The sequence below is a fragment of the Microbacterium sp. PAMC22086 genome (genome assembly GCF_019443525.1).
Lineage (GTDB): Bacteria > Actinomycetota > Actinomycetes > Actinomycetales > Microbacteriaceae > Microbacterium > Microbacterium maritypicum.
The window spans coordinates 1,588,688-1,605,486 of the sequence record NZ_CP080380.1; the positions used below are offsets into that span (position 1 = coordinate 1,588,688).

The window sequence follows — 16,799 nt, forward strand, 5'->3', positions numbered from 1 at the left end:
ATTCATCTTCCCGGACGACCGAAGCCGAACCGATCACGCCGAACCCCTCACACACAAACTTTCCGACAGACCCCTTTAGCAACACGGCCTAGTTGTGATGTCCAGGCAGGTTGTTTTCGATTCTGCTGATGGGCGGGGCTCCGATCGCGGAGTGGTGCCTGTGATGATTGTAGAAGTGCAGCCAGCCCGGGAGTGCTTTGCGGCGCTCAGTCTCTGAGGGATAGAGCTTCGCGTATGCCCAGCCGTCGGCGAGGGTGCGGTGGAAGCGCTCGATCTTCCCATTCGTTTGTGGACGGTAAGGCCGGGTCTTCTTCGCCGTGATCCCAAGATCGATGCAGGCATCGCGCCAGGCGTGAGACTTGTAGGCCGAGCCGTTGTCCGAGAGGACGCGCTCGACAGTGACACCGCGGTCGGCAAACCAGGACACCGCTCGGCGGAGAACACCGATCGCGGTGTCCGCTTTCTCGTCGGAGCAGATCTCGGCGTAAGCGACGCGGGAGTGGTCGTCGATGACGGTGTGCACGAACGCAGTGCCGAGCCTCGGCTCGTAACGATGGTTCCTGCTCTTGGTGCGGGTGGCGGTGGCCTCTCGGTTGCGTTCGCCTTGGACGCGGCCGACGAAGCGCCAGCCGCCGCCGTCGGGGATGTTGCCGAACTTCGTGACGTCGACGTGGATCAGCGATCCGGGATGATCGTGCTCGTAGCGGCGGATTTGCTCCCCATTGACCCTGTCGATATGGCTGAGCCGGTTGATGCGGCAGCGCACCAGGACCGCGTGGACGGTCGAGGCGGGCAGACCGAGTTCGCCAGCGATCTGAACCGCGCCGAGACGCCGCCGCCACCTCGCTTTCACGATTTTCTTGACCTGCGGCAGCGGGGTCTTCGTCGGCATCGATCGCGGGCGACTCGAACGATCAGCCATCCCAGCAGGTCCCTCCAGGCGCAGCCTGGCCGCCCACTTCCGGGCGGTCACGGGCGAGACCATGAACATCTTCGCCGCGACCTGCGGCGGCCAGTGATCCTCGACGATCAGGCGCGCCAGTCGAAGCCGGGCGCGTGGGGTCAGGGCAGCGTTAGCGTGGGACACGAGGGCCTCCTGGTTCCTGAAGCGGTTGAACTCAACAGCTCCACTTCACAACCGGAGGCCCTCACCTCTCAGCTCTTCACGGCCGTGTCGCCGAAACAACGTCCCTGGACATCACACCTAGCGCGCCGATACCAGCGCGCTCGGCTTCGACGACGTTCTGCTCAAGTGTCCGAGCGTCTGAGCGCTCGAACTGGGAACGCCACACCTGGGCGTCAACGTTACTGAGGCCCGGCACCACGTCGTCACGTTCGGCGAGTCGGAGCAACTCAAGCGCTCCCAGCTCGCCCAGGAGTCGGCCTGTTACCGCGTCGTCTGGTTCGACGATCATCGACAGCACCATCCGTGCTGTGCGCTCGTCCTGGACTCCGTCGCTCAGGTTCGTCATCGTCGGGCCCTCTCACTCCTACAGAGAGGTGCGCGCGGCAACTCGGGAGCGAAGGGTTCCGTGAACGCCGACCCCGGCGTACAGTGGATGGTGAGGCAGGTTCTCCTCATATTGCGGGTCCTCCGGGACGGCCTTCGGGCACTCACACACGTTCTGCCTCCTCGACGGAGTAACACGTGTGACGAGAGGCCCGCCATGTTTCGCCTTATCTGGACGCTCAGCGTTCGCACCCGCGACTACCTGCACCGCTACATGCCGAGCAACCGCCTACTCGCTGGCATCCGCACCCGCCGCGGACTCAAGTGGGGGATACCCGCGATGCTGGTCGCGCTTCCGTACATCCTGATCGCCAGCATCTGCTCTGGCTCGGCAGCCGACGGCGGCCCCGGCTGGCTCCACCTCATCATGCTGTGGGCATGCTGGAACGCGCTCAAGTTCATCATCATGGGACCCCTGAGCGTCGCTCTGCTCATCCGTGCGCGCCTGCGCGAGGCTGCGGTCCGTCGTCACCAGCGCCACGACTCGCGCGTCGAGGCGAGCCTGCGTGAGCCAGCCCTTCGTATCTAGGCTCAACCGCCCACGGCAGTGGATGCCGTGATGCGAGAACCACAGCGCCCGCCAGGCCGGATCACGATGCCGTGCGAAGCGAGCGCTCGCCGGACAGCCTGAGGCCCCGCCCCAACCTTCACGCCGACCTCTACCAGCGTCAACCCGCTGAGGTAGAGGTCGGCTGCTTCGTGGATGCGGAGGGATCGAACCGCCCACGGCGGATCGTCACCTCCCGCCGGGTGAGGTGGGTGGCGACCGTGCGGCGGTTCACGCCGAACACGGATGCCAGCTCCACGAGCGTTGCGCCCTCGCGGTACCGCGCCACCAGATCGTCGACCTGCTCCGGGCGAAGGAGGGTTTGAGCCATCCCAAGTGATCGCACCACTCGACCCCTGGAGTCGGTAACGGTGGGCTCAGAGGAGCGCTGGTCGTGGTTGTAGAAGCCCCGTGACCTGCGCAAAGACAGGGTTTTCAGGTGTGGGCAGGGGTTCTCAAACTCTCTACGGAGGTCCACCGAACACTGAAGCCCCCAGGCACATGCCCGGGGGCTTCAGTCATCTCCTGCGTGACGGCGCACGGGCGTTAGAGTGAGCTGTGCCGTCGCAACCCGGGAGCGTTCCGCTCGACAACGCCGTGATGCGCTCGCATGCGGTCCGATGAGTGAGGTGCTGGCCCGTCTGCGCGGGCAGATCCTCGATGGAACCTACGCCGGGGGAGCAGGACTTCCCAGCGAGATGGAGTTGGCCGCCCTCCACGGCGTCTCTCGACGCACGATCCGCACCGTGCTCGCCACCCTGGCGCGGCAGGGGCTGGTCGAGTCGCACCGGGGCTCCGGATGGTTCGTGCAGCCCAGCCAGCCGCAGGGATTCGACCGGATGCGGTCGTTCACGCAGTGGGCCCGCGGTCGCGGGCGCGCACCCGGCGGTCTCATCGTGGCACGTGCGACGAGGAAGGCCACGGCGCGGGAGGCGCGTCTGCTGGCTATTCGGACGGATGCCGACGTCCTGACCTTCACCCGGGTCCGGACCCTCGACCAGCGTGCCGTGATGGTGGAGCGCTCGACCTGGGCGCCCTGGGTGGTGCCGCATGTGACTGGCGTCCCCGACGATGTCGTCTCCACGACACGGGTGCTCGCGGATGCCGGAATCGTGGTGTCGTCGGGGAACCACAGGATCGAGGCGGTGGCCGCAGCCACCGAGGATGCGCGTCTGCTCGGGGTGCGCAGGTCCAGTCCGCTCCTGCAGGTGCGACGGGAGACCTTCGCAGCGAACGGCCGCCCCGTCGAATGCGCCGAGGACCGCTACGTCCCGCACACGATCTCGTTCGAGGCGCAGGCTTTCGGCGCCGCCGCGCTTCCGGGTGAGGACTGAAGTCCGGGCTGACGGCACGCGCCCACTGTGCGCACCGGGTCGCCCGGATCGTCGTGCGGGCGCGCGATGACACGCGCAGGTCGGTCGGAGTTCACCCACCGGACATCTCGCGGCGGTCGATTGGGTGGGTCCGATTTCTTCTCTTCTCACAGAGGATGCTCCGTGTCTCGTCGTAAACCGCCCGCCCCCGATCCGACCCTCTCCCGCCGTGGATTCACCCGGCTCCTGCGCCCCGCATCGCTGGTCGCCGTCGCCGCCTGCATCGCAGCGCCCGCTCTGACGGCGGCACCGGCCTTCGCCGCACCCAACTTCACTGCACCGGCTGTCGCCGCCTCCGACCGGTCGGCTCTCGCCGTGTCCGACAGCGAGGCTCCTGGCTCCATCGAGACCGGCGGCACCATCATCCGTCTCGACGGCGAGGCGCCGACGAGCGGTCAGGTCGGACGCGCGATCGTGCTCCCGCCGGCCACGGCGGTCGACGTCGACGGCTCCGCGAGCGAGCTCGTCGTCACGGTGAAAGACCCTTCCGGTGTCGTCACGATGGTGATGCCGGAGGAATCGGGCGGGTATCGATTCACCCCGACCATCCCCGGCGATTACGTCGTCGCCTATTCGATCAGCGATGCCGCGGGCGGTGTGAGCGAGGAGACCCGCACGATCACCGTGACCGGTGCGCCGGATGCGGCCGTGGCTGCGGCTCCGAGCGTCGCAGCGGGGCCGGCGGTCGAGGCCGGAGGACCGGACGTGCGCTTCGCGGCGATCGGTGACATCCACGTCAATTGGGACGAGCTCGCCGAGGCCTACGACTTCTGGGCGCAGGAGAACGTGCAGACCGCCCTGTTCGTCGGCGACCTCACCAACAGTGCGACGCCGGGCGAGTTCGCCGGGCTCAAGCAGACGATGGATTCGAAGGCAGGCCTCGGCATCCCGGCGATCGCGTCGCTCGGAAACCACGATGTCTCGGGCATCTCGTCGTACGACCTGTTCACGCAGGCGACGGGCGGTCAGAAGCCGAACGCCGACTACACCGTGAACGGCTACCACGTCATCACGGTGTCGCCGGGCAGCGGCACCATCGACCCCGACACGGGCAAGCCCTCGGGAGCGAGCGGCGGCAACTACGCCTACGCCCAGTCCTGGCTGCAGCAGAGGCTGGCGGCCGCCACGGCCGAGGACCCGAACAAGCCCGTCATGGTGCTGGTGCACCACCCGCTCCAGTGCACCCACTACGTCTCGAACGAGTGGTACGGCACCGGTCTCTCCAGCGGCTGCGGCGACGGCTTCCAGTCCGTGTTCGATGACTTCCCGCAGGCTGTCGTCTGGGGTGGTCACATCCACACGCCGCAGAACATCCCGACCTCGATCTGGCAGGGCCAGGAGAACCGGAGCGGCGAGCGGTCCACTCAGGGATTCACCACCGTGAACGCGCCGCCGCTGGCGTACTACGAGTTCGAGTCCGGTGTCGTGAACTCGAGCCCGACCAGCCGCGGCAACGACACCACGCCGGATGACGCGGGCAACAACCGCCAGACGGCCATCGTCGAGATCACCGGCTCCACCGTCACCATCAAGAACTACGATCTGCTCGCCGATCAGTGGATCGACCAGACGTGGACCTGGGACGTGGCTGACTCCGTGGATGAGACCAAGAGCTACGACGAGCGGTTCCCGTTCAACGACACCTACCGAGCGAGCCAGTCCGCAGGACCGGTCTGGCCGGAGGGTGCGGCCGTGACCGTGGGCGACATCGCGAGCGCGAAGGCGATGGTCTCGTTCCCGCAGGCCGTCCCCGCGCCGAACTCCGTCGGCGACATCGTGCACAAGTACCGCTACTCGACGGTCGACGTGGCCACCGGTGAGGAGGTCAACTCCTTCCTGCAGTGGTCGGGCTTCTACAACCTGCCGATGCCTGCCGACCGCAGGCACGAGGTGTGGAACCTGCTCCCCGGAAAGGAGTACGAGGTGCGGGTCACCCCCATCAACGCCTGGGGCAAGGAGGGGTCGGCGTTGACGGCCCGGTTCACGAGCACCGAGGGCAGCGGCGGTGAGGGGCCCTTCGACCCCAGCAGCCTGACCTTCGACGACCTCCGCGCTGCCCTGCCCACGGCTGATCTCCTGGATGTCGGCTTCGCGGGCGGCACGGCGAGCGACTCCTCTCCGGCCGCGCGTCCGCTCACCGCAGGCGCCGATGCCCGGATCGAGAACGATCCCGCCGTGGGATCCGATGTCGTGATCGGCGCGGAGGGGGCTGCCACCGGCATCCGCACTCCGAAGTGGACGGACGCGGAGTATGCAGCGCTGCAGGACGGCTTCACCCTCGATGCGACCTTCCGTCTCGACGCGATCGCCGGCGGATACGTCGACGTGTTCGGCGGCATGCAGAGCGGCGGCATCGGTCTCGAGGCCGTCGGCACCAGCGCGACGACGTACGAGCTGCAGTTCTGGTACGCCTCGCCTCGTCCGGCGGTCAGCCTGAAGTACGGCCAGTGGTACCACGTGACCGCCTGGTATGACGGTCAGGATGCACGGCTGTACGTCGACGGCGTCCGAAAGGCCGAGTCCGAAGGAGTGTCGTTCTCCGTCAAGCCCAGCGCGGCCGATGCGCGCTACATGGTGATCGGCGGCGACGCGAACACGTCGGGCGCGCTCGACGACGCCACCATGGACGGACGGATCGCCGGAGTCGAGGTCTACAGCGCTCCGCTCTCCGACAAGGACGTGTACCGGGTGGCGACGCGGGAGCTCACCGCACTCGACACCATGCCGCCGCTCGTGCGCGTCGCCCCGGAACCCGCGGGTGAGGCCACAGTCGGAACCGCCTACACCGCCCCGCATGCCGAGGCCGTGGACAACTCGGGGCGCGTGAGCACGATGCTCGAGGTGACCGACCCGTCAGGTGCCCCGGTGCCCGTCGACGACCCGGCGTCCGGCCTGCGGGCACTCGCCGTGGCTGCCGGAGACGGATACACGTTCACCCCGACCGCGACCGGCACCTACACCCTGAAGTACATCGCGACCGACGCGGCCGCCCGGCAGAACCAGGTCACGTTCACCGTGACCTCGACGGCCGGCTCCGACGGCGGCAACCCCGGCGGCAACCCTGGTGGTAACCCCGGTGGCACCCCCGGCGGTAACCCCGGTGGCGGTAACACCGGAGGCGGCGCGAACCAGGGCGGCGGTTCCGCCGGTGGACAGTCCGATCCGCTGGCGGCGACCGGTGGCCCGGCCCCGACGATGCTCGCCTTCGCCGGACTGCTGCTGCTCGCCGGAGGCGGCGTTCTGCTCCGCCGGCGGATGCTGCGCCGCCCGGAGGGACAGGAATGAGCACGGGGCGTCGGCATCCGGGTGCGCGCCAGCGCCCCCGACCGGCGATCCGCACCCTGGTCGCCGGAGTCGTCGCCCTCACCGGGGTCGCCGTCAGCGTGATGCTGACGGCGGCCCCGGCCGCGGCGCACAGCTATGCGGCGACGGTCTTCGCCGATGTGTCCGAACCCGAGCGCGGCGTCGTGCGCACCGTGCTCGACATCGAGTACGTCCTGCTCGCCACCGACGGAGCGCGGGCGATGGGCGACACGGCCTTCGAGCAGGAGGCCTACGCCGACGTGCAGGCGAGCGGCCGGGATCCGGAGAAGCTCACGCCCGCGGTGCTCGACGACCATGCCGACTCCGTCGAGGGATACGTGCTGCCTCGGTTCTCGGTGAGCGTGGCGCAGGACGGGGAGCCGTCGCAGGCGTGCCCCAACGCCGTGGTGGCGCCCTACGAGATCGTCATCCGGGACGGCGTGCCGCATGCGCGCCTGGTGATCGAAGCCGACTGCACGGCGCAGGTCGAGGCGATGCCCGTGCCGTATCGGATCACGACCGAGCTGTTCCCCGGAACGGCTCCCGGGGGCATGACGACGACGATCGTCGACTACGACGTGCGTTCGGGCGCGGGTGTGGCCAGTCTCGACACCGACACGAACCCCTCGATGGTCACCACGACCGACTGGGGCTCTCGGATGGGTGAGTTCCTTGTGCTGGGGGCGGAGCATCTGCTGCTCGGCCCCGACCACCTGCTGTTCCTGCTGGCGCTGATCATCGGATCTCGCCGGCTCAGGGACATCGTGCTGGCGGCGACGGCGTTCACGGTCGCGCACTCGGCGACCTTCATCCTCGCCGCCCTCGGGGTGGTGAGCATTCCCGCGTGGATCGTGGAGCCGGCCATCGCCCTGTCGATCGCCGTCGTCGCGCTCTGGGAGATGCGACGGTTCCGGCGTGCCAGGCGGACGGATGCGATGGGGGCGGAGGGGACGCTTCGGCCTCTTTCCGGGAAGCCCCAGGGTCCTCTCGACGAGCAGCCGCTCGTCGGGGGCGGCGGGAACGCTGTCGCTGTGCGTGAGCGGATCCTCGCGGCGCCGGCATCCGCAGCGGTGGTCGACGGCTTCACCCGAGGGGATCTGCTGCGTATCGGCGTGGTCTTCGCCTTCGGGCTGATGCACGGCGTGGGCTTCGCCGGAGCGCTGGGAATCGACGAGCCGTTCTCGTGGGATCTGCTCGGGGCGCTCCTCGTCTTCAACGTGGGCATCGAGCTGGCGCAGCTTCTGGTGATCGCGGTGGTGTTCCCGTTGTTCGTGCTGCTGCGGCGGCGGCTGCCCTCGGCGGGATTCTGGATCGCCGCGGTCGTCGCCGCCGTCGGGCTGTTCTGGTTCGTCGAGAGGCTGATCGCCGGAGCCTGACCGGAGTGCGCCCGCCCCGAGATGGTGGCGGGCGCACTCCGCGGTCAGCGACGCGACGCGAGGCCGGCGAGCAGCTCCAACACGCACAGCGCCGCCAGGCGCACGGTGCGGGCATCGTCGGCGTCGGCCGTCGCATCGACCTCTGCGAGGTCGGCACTCACCACCCGGGAGTCCGAGGCCACGGCACGCGTGAGCGCCCGAAGCTCCCAGGCCTGCAGTCCGCCGGGAACGCTCGCGGGGCAGCCGGGCGCCACCGAGCGGTCGCACACGTCGACGTCGATGTCGAGGTGGATCCGCGGATCGGCTCCTGCTCCTGCGACGTCCAGGGCCTCAGCGATCACGTCGTCGATGCCGCGGCGGCGGAGCTCGTCGAGGGTGATCACGCGAATGCCCCAGTCGGCTGCGCGCCGGGCGTAGGCGGCGGAGTTCGCGAAGTCGGCGATGCCGATCTGCACGATCCGGGTCGGGTCGATCCGGGCGGTGTCGACCGGCGATGTGGCGGGGATGTCTTCCACGAGGCGTCGCACCGGCGTGCCGTTGGAGACGCCGTCGCGCAGGTCGAAGTGCGCGTCGAACGTGATCAGTCCGGTGGCCTCGGCCCCGAGCGCCGTCGGATAGGTGAGCGAGTTGTCGCCGCCGAGCGCGATGACGAGCTTCGAGGCCGCGGCGAGTTCGCGCACGCGGGAGATGACCCGCGCCTCGCCGGCGGAACCGTCGGGGTCGGCGACATCACCGGCGTCGGCGATGCGCAGCACCTCGTCGAGCTCGATCGCGGGCGGACCCATCAGCGTCATCCCGTAGCGGGGGAGGGCCTCGCGGATCGCGGCCGGCGTCGCGTGCGCTCCCGTCGGTGACAGCGAGGTGCGCCAGGTCGGCACTCCGAGCACGACGGCGTCGGCGGTGCCGTCGAATGCGGGCCAGGATCCGGCACGCGGCCAGAGCGGGTCGTTGCTGAGCTGTGCGGTGTGGGGGCTCATGATCAGACTCCGGGGATCAGGGCGTGGGCGATGGAGAAGATGACGAGACCTGCCAGCGCGCCGACGAACGTGCCGTTCAGTCGGATGTACTGCAGGTCGCGGCCGACCATCAGCTCTATCTTCTCGGTCGTCTCGGCCGGGTCCCAGCGCTCGACGGTGTCGGTGATGATCGAGGCGATGTCGTGCCGGTAGCGGTCGACGAGGAATACAGCCGCGTCCGACACCCAGGTGTCGACGCGGTGCTGCAGCGCGGTGTCGGTCGTGAGGCGTTCTCCGACCTCCTGCAGGGCCTGCACCGCGCGGCGGCGCAGACCGCTCTCCGGATCGGCGAGGGCGGTGAGCAGACCGTTCTTCGCGGTGTTCCACGCCTCGGCGGCCAGGGCGCCCACACGCGGGCTGTCGAAGAGCGAGGCCTTGGCGTTCTCGAGCTTCGCGCGGGTCGCCGGGTCGTTCTGCAGACTGTCCGCCAGACGCGCCAGATACCCGTCGACGGCGATGCGGGCCGGGTGATGCGGGTCGGCCTGCACGGCATGCACGAACTTGACGGCCTCGTGGTAGACCGTGTCGTCGACGAAGCGATGAGCCAGCTTCGGCACCCACCCTGGCAGGCGACGGGAGACGAGTCCGCTGAACGATTCGGCATTCGCGTCGAGCCAGCGCGCGATGCTGTCGGCGGCCAGGTCGACGGCGCCGTGATGGGCGTCGGCCTCGACGATCTTCTCGAGCCAGGCTCCCGCGGGCGGACCCCACTCGGGGTCGACCAGGTGCTCACGGGCGAGGTCGGTGATGAGGTCTCGCACATCATCATCGCTCAGCGCGTTGAGTACGGCCGTGGCGATGGTCGTGCCCTCGGTGCCCACTCGCTCGGCGTGCGGGGCCTCGCGCAGCCATTCGCCGGCGCGCAGCGCGATCCGCGTGCTCGACAACTTGGTGCGCACCACGTCGGCTGCGAGGAAGTTCGTCTCCACGAACTCGCCGAGCGTACGGCCGATCTCGTCCTTGCGGTTGGGGATGATCGCGGTGTGCGGGATCGGGAGGCCGAGCGGACGGCGGAACAGTGCGGTGACGGCGAACCAGTCCGCGAGCGCACCCACCATGCCGCCCTCGGCCGCAGCGCGCACATAGGTGAGCCCCTCGAACCGCTGCTGGAACGCGAAGGCGAACACGAAGACGACGGCCATGAACACCAGAGCTCCGAGGGCGACGGCCTTCATTCTTCGGAGCGCGCGCAGGCGCTCCTGGTCGGAGGGGGACAGCATCGCCATCGGTGTTCGCGGCATGACGTCATCCTTTCACGCCGTCGTCGTCGCGGTGCCGACGGCGCGGGTGCGGTGTCTCGGTGCTCAGACAGCCGTCCGCCTCGACGGACGAGTACCCTCAAGGGGTGATCGAAGACATCAAGAAGCGTGCTCTGCACCGCACCAGCATTCTCGAGGGCCAGATGCGCGGCGTCGCGCGGATGATCGAGAACGAGGAGTACTGCATGGACATCATCACGCAGTCCCGCGCCATCCAGCGCTCGCTGGAGTCGTTGAACCGCCTGCTGCTGGAGAACCACCTCCGCACACACGTCACCCACATGTTCGACGAGGGCGGCGAGGAGCGCGACAAGGCCGTCGTCGAACTCCTCAAGGCCTTCGACTTCGACCGCAAGTAGGGCGTTCCGAGCCGGGCACGACACAGCGCCCCGACGGAGTCGTCGAGGCGCTGCGCGGTGATTCACCTGCCGCTGTCGTCGAAGACCTCACCCTCCATGGCGTCGTAGCCCTCGGCCTGCGGGTCGCCGTGGGTGCCGCCCGAGATCGCGTACTCCTCCTCGGGGGAGAGCACCAGGCGGTGTCGGAAGAAGAGTCCGAACCCGAGCAGGATCACGACGTAGACGATCGCGATCGCGACGATCGCCGGGCCGAACGTGGGGTTGAGCAGGAACCCGACGAAGATCAGCGCGGCGATCACCAGCGCGACCGCGGCGCCGGGGATGCCCCACGGGCTGCGGTACGGACGGTCGACGTTCGGGTACTTCTTGCGCAGGATCATGAACGAGACCAGCTGGAGGCCGTAGGCCAGCACGGCTCCCCACACGGCGATGTTCAGCACGATCGCACCGGCGACGGAACCCGCACCCTCGGCGTCGACGGCTGCGAGGACGTCGAGCACGATGAGGGCGACGAAGCCGATCGCCGCACCCACGACGAGGGCGACCCACGGGGTCTGGCGCTTGCCGGTCAGTGACAGGAAGCGCGGGTAGTAGCCGGCGCGTGACAGCGAGTACATGTTGCGGCCGTAGGCGAACATGATCCCCTGCAGCGAGGCGAGCAGTCCGATGAGGGCGAAGAGGGCGAGCACGGCGGCGAGCTGATCGCCGACGATCGCACGGAAGCCGTCGAGCAGCGGCTCGCCCGCAGTGCCGGTGGCCTCGGCGCCGATCACGCCGGTGTTCAGGAACAGCACGAGCAGACCCGTGACGATGAGCGTGCCGCGAGCCCAGAATCCGGCCTTCGGGATGTCGCGGGTCGGGTTGTGCGACTCCTCGGCGGCCAGCGGCAGTTCTTCGATGCCGAGGAAGAACCACATCGCGAACGGGAGAGCGAACAGGATCGGCAGCACGCCGTGCGGCAGGAACTCCGTCTGGCCGGGGTCGGGAGCGATGTCCCACAGTGCGTCCCAGCTGAAGGCGCCGGAGAAGACCGCCATCGCGGAGAAGACCAGGATGATGCCGATCGAGATGATCGAGACGACGATCGCGAAGCGGAAGGAGATCGCCGCACCCGCGGAGTTCAGAGCGATGAAGACGATGTAGAGGATGAGGTACCAGGCCCACCCCGGCAGCTCGAGGCCGAGCAGCTCACTGGTGATGCCGTTCGCATACGACGCCGAGAAGTAGACGATCACCGCCGTGGTGGCGACGTACTCGATCGTCTCGGCCACCCCGGTCACGAGACCACCCCAGGGTCCCATCGCCGATCGTGCGAAGGAGTACGCGCCACCGGTGTGCGGCATCATCGCGGCCATCTCGCCGATCGCGAAGATCATGCCGTAGTACATGAGCACGAGGATCGCGAAGGCGATCAGCATCCCGCCGAAGCCCGCGAAGTCGATGCCGAAGTTCCAGCCGGAGAAGTCGCCGGAGATGACGGCAGCGACCGCGAGGCCCCACAGGCCCCAGACGCCGGCGGATCTCTTCAGCGTCCGTTTCTCGAAGTACTCGCTCCCGGCACGTGTATAGGTCGCCCCAGCGACCTTGCGGGATTCATTGCTCTGCTCAGACATCCGCTCTCCGTTCGCATGAACACAGGCGCCGGGTGCACCTTGCGGATGATTGTGGCAGTCAATGGTGGTTTCGTCTACCTTTAAACGCGACAGTGATCTACTCTGATGGCGAAGCCGGTCGGTCGATCGCTTCACCACGACGACGGGAGCGAGAAGATGTCGGGAAACCTCAGCATCGAGCAGCTGGATGCCGGCATCGCCGCCGGTGAGATCGACACGGTGATCGTGGCCTTCGCCGATGCGCAGGGTCGGCTGGTCGGAAAGCGGGTCTCCGCGCGGCTGTTCCAGGAGGACATCCTGCATCACGGCGCCGAGGCCTGCGACTACCTGCTGTCCGTCGACGTCGACATGAACACGGTCGACGGCTACGCGATGTCGGGCTGGAACCGCGGCTACGGCGACATGGTGCTGCGCCCTGATGTCGCGACCCTGCGGCGGATGCCGTGGCTCGAGGGCAGCGTGCTGATCATGGCCGACCTGGTCTGGCAGAACGGCGAACCCGTCGGCCCCTCGCCGCGCGCGATCCTCGACCGGCAGCGCGACCGGCTCGCAGAGCGCGGATGGACGGCCTTCTCCGGCACCGAGCTCGAGTTCATCGTGTTCGAGAACACCTACCGCGACGCCTGGGCGCGCAAGTACGAGGGGCTGACACCGGCCACCGACTACAACGTCGACTACAACCTGCAGGCCTCGACCCGCATGGAACCGCTGCTGCGCGACATCCGCCTCGGCATGGACGGAGCGGGTCTCTACTGCGAAGGCGTGAAGGGCGAGTGCAACCTCGGGCAGCAGGAGATCGCGTTCCGCTACGCCGAGGTGCGCGAGACGGCCGACCAGCACGTGATCTACAAGAACGGCGCGAAGGAGATCGCCGCGCAGCACGGGCAGTCGCTCACGTTCATGGCGAAGTTCAACGAGCGCGAGGGCAACAGCTGTCACATCCACCTCTCCCTGCGCGCCGACGACGGGACGCCGGTGATGGCCGGCGACGGTGCGCACGGCTTCAGCCCCGTCATGGAGCACTGGATCGCCGGCATCCTCGCCACCCTGCGCGAGTTCACGCTGCTGTATGCGCCCAACATCAACTCGTACAAGCGCTTCGCGAAGGGCAGCTTCGCCCCGACCGGCGTGGCCTGGGGCATCGACAACCGCACCTGTGCGCTGCGCGTGATCGGCAGCGGATCGGGGCTGCGGGTCGAGAACCGGGTGCCCGGCGGCGACGTGAACCCGTACATGGGCATCTCGGCGATCATCGCCGGTGGCCTGTACGGCATCGAGAACGAGTTGGCCCTGCCCGAGCGGTTCGAGGGCAACGCCTACGAGGCGGGCGTCGACCACCTGCCGACGACCTTGCGCGAGGCCGCACAGCTGTTCAGTGCGTCGACCATCGCCAGGGAGGCCTTCGGTGATGACGTCGTGGACCACTATCTGAACCAGGCGCGCATCGAGCTGGAAGCCTACGATGCCGCCGTGACCGACTGGGAGCGCGTCCGTGGTTTCGAGCGGCTCTGACCCGGCACCCCTGATCGGGGTCACGACCTACCTGGAGCGGGCGCAGCAGGGGGTGTGGGATGTGCGGGCGGCATTCCTGCCCGAGCAGTACCTGACCGGTGTGACGGCGTCCGGCGGCATCGCGCTGCTGCTGCCCCCGCAGGACCCGGAATCGGCGGATGCGGCGATCGCCGGGATGGACGGACTGATCCTCTCCGGCGGGGCCGACGTCGCGCCCGAGCTCTACGGTGCGCAGCGGCATCCGCTGACCGACCCCGCCCGGGTCGACCGTGACGCGTGGGAGCTGGCGCTGTTCCGGGCGGCGGAGCGGCGGCGCATCCCGGTGCTCGCGATCTGCCGGGGACTGCAGCTGGTCAACGTGGCGCGCGGAGGCACTCTTCAGCAGCACCTCCCCGAGTCGCTCGGCACCGAACGGTACCGCCTCGGCGGAGGCGTGTTCGCCGAGAACGACATCGAGGTCTCGGACGACACCGCGCTCGCCGAGGTGCTCGGCGCGGGAGATGTGCGGGTGCACAGCTACCACCATCAGGGCATCGATCGACTCGGGGAGGGGCTGGTCGCGGCCGCCAGCTCCGACGATGGACTCGTGCAGGCGTTTGTCGACACCTCGTCCGGCCGCATCGTCGGCATCCAATGGCATCCCGAGGAGAACGCCGAAGACCGGCGTCTCTTCGCAGATCTCGTCTCACAGGCGCGTGCGTTCGCCGCGCAGCGGAAGGAGGACGCCCGATGAGTGCGTTCACAGTCATCAACCCGTCGACCGGAGCCGCGATCCGCGACGTCGCACGCGCGGATGTCGGAGAGACCGATGCGGCGATCGCCCGTGCGGTCTCCGCCCAGCGCCGGTGGGCGGCACTGGCTCCGATCGCCAGAGCCGACGCGCTTCGGGCGTTCGCCCGTGCGGTCGAGGGCGCGGTCGAGGAGCTGGCCCAGCTGGAGGTGCTCAACTCCGGGCATCCGATCGGCTCCGCACGGTGGGAGGCCGGGCACGTCGCCCAGGTGCTCAACTACTATTCCGCCGACCCGGAGCGGCTGTCCGGACGACAGATCCCGGTGGCCGGCGGGCTCGATGTCACCTTCCACGACCCCTACGGCGTCGTCGGCGTCATCGTGCCCTGGAACTTCCCCATGACGATCGCCTCCTGGGCGTTCGCGCCGGCGCTCGCCGCGGGCAACGCCGTGGTGCTGAAGCCCGCCGAACTGACCCCGCTCACTGCGATCCGCCTCGGTGAGCTCGCGCTCGAGGCCGGACTCCCGGAAGGGCTGTTCGAGGTCGTCACGGGCTCGGGCTCGGTCGTCGGCCAACGTCTGGTCGAGCACCCCGACGTGCGCAAGGTGGTCTTCACCGGCTCGACCGAGGTCGGCATCGAGGTCGCGGCCGGCTGTGCGAGAGCGCTCAAGCCGGTCACTCTCGAGCTCGGCGGCAAGAGCGCCAACATCGTCTTCGCCGATGCCGACCTCGAACGCGCGGCGGCGGGGGTCCCCGGCTCGGTGTTCGACAACGCAGGCCAGGACTGCTGCGCCCGCAGCCGCCTGCTCGTGCAGCGCTCGGTGTACGACCGCTTCCTCGAACTGCTCGAACCGGCCGTGGCCGCCTGGCGCGTGGGCGACCCCGCACGCGAGGACACCGACATGGGGCCGCTCATCTCGGCAGGGCACCGCGACACCGTCGCCTCTTTCCTCGACGGCGCCGACATCGCGTTCCGGGGAAGCGCGCCGGACGGGGACGGGTTCTGGTTCGCTCCGGCCGTCGTGCTCGCCGACCCTGCCGACCGCATCGCCCAGCAGGAGGTGTTCGGGCCCGTCGTCGCGGTGATGCCGTTCGAGGATGAGGCCGACGCCATCCGTCTGGCCAACGACACCGCCTACGGGCTCGCCGGCTCCGTGTGGACCGAGAGCCTGGGGCGCGGTGTGCGCGTGGCACGGGGTGTGCGCAGCGGCGTGCTGTCGGTGAACTCCCATTCCTCGGTGCGGTACTCCACACCGTTCGGCGGCATGAAGGCGTCGGGCCTGGGGCGCGAGCTCGGCCCCGACGCCGCCGAGCACTTCACCGAGACCAAGAACGTCTTCTTCGCGACCGATGAAGCCTGATCGCGTCGTCCCCTCACCCACCCGGAACGGAGAACTCACATGAGCATCGATCTGACCCAGCGACTGAAGGACCGCGTCGCCATCATCACCGGTGGCGCGAGCGGCATCGGGTTCGCCACCGCCCAGCGGTTCGCCGCGGAGGGCGCCTTCGTCGTGATCGCCGACGTCGATCCGACGACCGGAGAGGCGGCGGCCGCCGCGGTGGGCGGGGCGTTCCGTCCGGTCGACGTCGCCGACGAGGCCAAGGTCGACGCGCTGTTCGACGGCGTCGCCGAGGAGTTCGGCCGCATCGACATCGCCTTCAACAACGCGGGCATCTCGCCGGCCGACGACGACTCCATCGAGACGACCGAGCTCCCGGCCTGGGACCGGGTGCAGGACGTGAACCTCAAGAGCGTGTACCTGTGCAGCCGTGCGGCGCTGCGCCACATGGTGCCTGCGGGGCGCGGCTCCATCATCAACACCGCGTCGTTCGTCGCGCTGCTCGGATCGGCGACCTCGCAGATCAGCTACACCGCGTCGAAGGGCGGCGTGCTGGCGATGTCCCGTGAGCTCGGGGTGCAGTTCGCGCGTCAGGGGGTGCGGGTCAACGCGCTGTGCCCTGGACCGGTGAACACCCCGCTGCTGCAGGAGCTGTTCGCCAAGGATCCGGAACGTGCGCAGCGGCGCCTCGTCCACGTGCCGATGGGCCGCTTCGCCGAGCCCGCGGAACTCGCGGCGGCCGTGGCCTTCCTCGCCTCGGACGACTCGTCGTTCATCACCGCGAGCGCCTTCGTCGTCGACGGCGGGATCACGAACGCCTACGTCACCCCGCTGTGAGCGACCCTCACCTCGCTGTGA

General features: G+C 68.8%; 15 protein-coding genes. 9 read left to right on the forward strand and 6 right to left on the reverse strand.

The window, feature by feature from the left end; all coding sequences use genetic code 11:
- Nucleotides 1-88: 88 nt before the first annotated feature.
- Nucleotides 89-1,087 carry an IS481 family transposase gene (locus KY497_RS08030; protein WP_219870236.1) on the reverse strand — a complete coding sequence of 333 codons (999 nt, stop codon included), beginning with the start codon at nucleotides 1,085-1,087 and terminating at the stop codon, nucleotides 89-91.
- A 76-nt stretch (nucleotides 1,088-1,163) separates the two neighbouring features.
- Entirely contained in the window at nucleotides 1,164-1,472 is a 309-nt protein-coding gene (locus tag KY497_RS08035) for a hypothetical protein (protein WP_258185951.1), read from the reverse strand.
- 195 nt (nucleotides 1,473-1,667) lie between these two features.
- On the opposite strand from KY497_RS08035, the gene KY497_RS08040 reads away from it, so the two are divergent.
- The gene (locus tag KY497_RS08040; RefSeq protein WP_219870237.1) at nucleotides 1,668-2,039 is read left to right on the forward strand and encodes a sulfate permease; all 372 of its coding nucleotides are present in this window, start codon (nucleotides 1,668-1,670) and stop codon (nucleotides 2,037-2,039) included.
- A gap of 139 nt (nucleotides 2,040-2,178) precedes the next feature.
- Here KY497_RS08040 and KY497_RS16690 read toward each other — a convergent pair whose 3' ends face one another.
- Nucleotides 2,179-2,388, reverse strand: a complete 210-nt coding sequence (locus KY497_RS16690; RefSeq protein ID WP_258185952.1) for a hypothetical protein — start codon at nucleotides 2,386-2,388, stop codon at nucleotides 2,179-2,181.
- A 289-nt stretch (nucleotides 2,389-2,677) separates the two neighbouring features.
- On the opposite strand from KY497_RS16690, the gene KY497_RS08050 reads away from it, so the two are divergent.
- The 3 genes from KY497_RS08050 to KY497_RS08060 all read left to right on the forward strand — a co-directional run bounded on the left by KY497_RS08050 (nucleotide 2,678) and on the right by KY497_RS08060 (nucleotide 8,109).
- Nucleotides 2,678-3,391 carry a GntR family transcriptional regulator gene (locus KY497_RS08050; protein WP_031205543.1) on the forward strand — a complete coding sequence of 238 codons (714 nt, stop codon included), beginning with the start codon at nucleotides 2,678-2,680 and terminating at the stop codon, nucleotides 3,389-3,391.
- Nucleotides 3,392-3,553: 162 nt separating this feature from the next.
- Complete coding sequence (locus tag KY497_RS08055; RefSeq protein ID WP_219870238.1) at nucleotides 3,554-6,715, forward strand: LamG-like jellyroll fold domain-containing protein; 3,162 nt, start codon at nucleotides 3,554-3,556, stop codon at nucleotides 6,713-6,715.
- Nucleotides 6,712-8,109, forward strand: a complete 1,398-nt coding sequence (locus KY497_RS08060; protein ID WP_258185953.1) for a HupE/UreJ family protein — start codon at nucleotides 6,712-6,714, stop codon at nucleotides 8,107-8,109. Before KY497_RS08055 ends, KY497_RS08060 begins: the two co-directional genes overlap by 4 nt.
- Nucleotides 8,110-8,153: 44 nt before the next feature.
- Here the strand turns inward: KY497_RS08060 and KY497_RS08065 are convergent, their stop codons facing one another.
- Entirely contained in the window at nucleotides 8,154-9,086 is a 933-nt protein-coding gene (locus KY497_RS08065; protein WP_219870239.1) for an agmatinase family protein, read from the reverse strand.
- A 2-nt stretch (nucleotides 9,087-9,088) separates the two neighbouring features.
- A complete protein-coding gene (locus KY497_RS08070) occupies nucleotides 9,089-10,366 on the reverse strand; it encodes a DUF445 domain-containing protein (RefSeq protein ID WP_219870240.1) in 1,278 nt (425 codons plus the stop codon).
- Nucleotides 10,367-10,470: 104 nt separating this feature from the next.
- Between KY497_RS08070 and KY497_RS08075 the strand changes: the two genes are divergently transcribed.
- Entirely contained in the window at nucleotides 10,471-10,743 is a 273-nt protein-coding gene (locus tag KY497_RS08075) for a metal-sensitive transcriptional regulator (RefSeq protein ID WP_017828890.1), read from the forward strand.
- A 62-nt stretch (nucleotides 10,744-10,805) separates the two neighbouring features.
- Here KY497_RS08075 and KY497_RS08080 read toward each other — a convergent pair whose 3' ends face one another.
- Nucleotides 10,806-12,356 (reverse strand): amino acid permease, encoded by a 1,551-nt coding sequence (locus KY497_RS08080; protein WP_219870241.1) that lies wholly within the window; start codon nucleotides 12,354-12,356, stop codon nucleotides 10,806-10,808.
- 105 nt (nucleotides 12,357-12,461) lie between these two features.
- Here KY497_RS08080 and KY497_RS08085 point away from each other — a divergent pair, with 105 nt between their 5' ends.
- The 4 genes from KY497_RS08085 to KY497_RS08100 are packed head-to-tail and all read left to right on the forward strand — an operon-like array spanning nucleotide 12,462 to nucleotide 16,778.
- Nucleotides 12,462-13,868, forward strand: a complete 1,407-nt coding sequence (locus tag KY497_RS08085; protein ID WP_055865078.1) for a glutamine synthetase family protein — start codon at nucleotides 12,462-12,464, stop codon at nucleotides 13,866-13,868.
- Nucleotides 13,849-14,601, forward strand: a complete 753-nt coding sequence (locus KY497_RS08090; protein WP_167497374.1) for a gamma-glutamyl-gamma-aminobutyrate hydrolase family protein — start codon at nucleotides 13,849-13,851, stop codon at nucleotides 14,599-14,601. Before KY497_RS08085 ends, KY497_RS08090 begins: the two co-directional genes overlap by 20 nt.
- Nucleotides 14,598-15,959 carry an aldehyde dehydrogenase gene (locus tag KY497_RS08095; protein ID WP_055865072.1) on the forward strand — a complete coding sequence of 454 codons (1,362 nt, stop codon included), beginning with the start codon at nucleotides 14,598-14,600 and terminating at the stop codon, nucleotides 15,957-15,959. The genes KY497_RS08090 and KY497_RS08095 overlap by 4 nt, the downstream gene beginning before the upstream one ends.
- 39 nt (nucleotides 15,960-15,998) lie before the next feature.
- On the forward strand, nucleotides 15,999-16,778 hold the full coding sequence (locus tag KY497_RS08100; RefSeq protein ID WP_055865069.1) for a 3-oxoacyl-ACP reductase: 780 nt from the start codon (nucleotides 15,999-16,001) through the stop codon (nucleotides 16,776-16,778).
- Nucleotides 16,779-16,799: the final 21 nt, after the last annotated feature.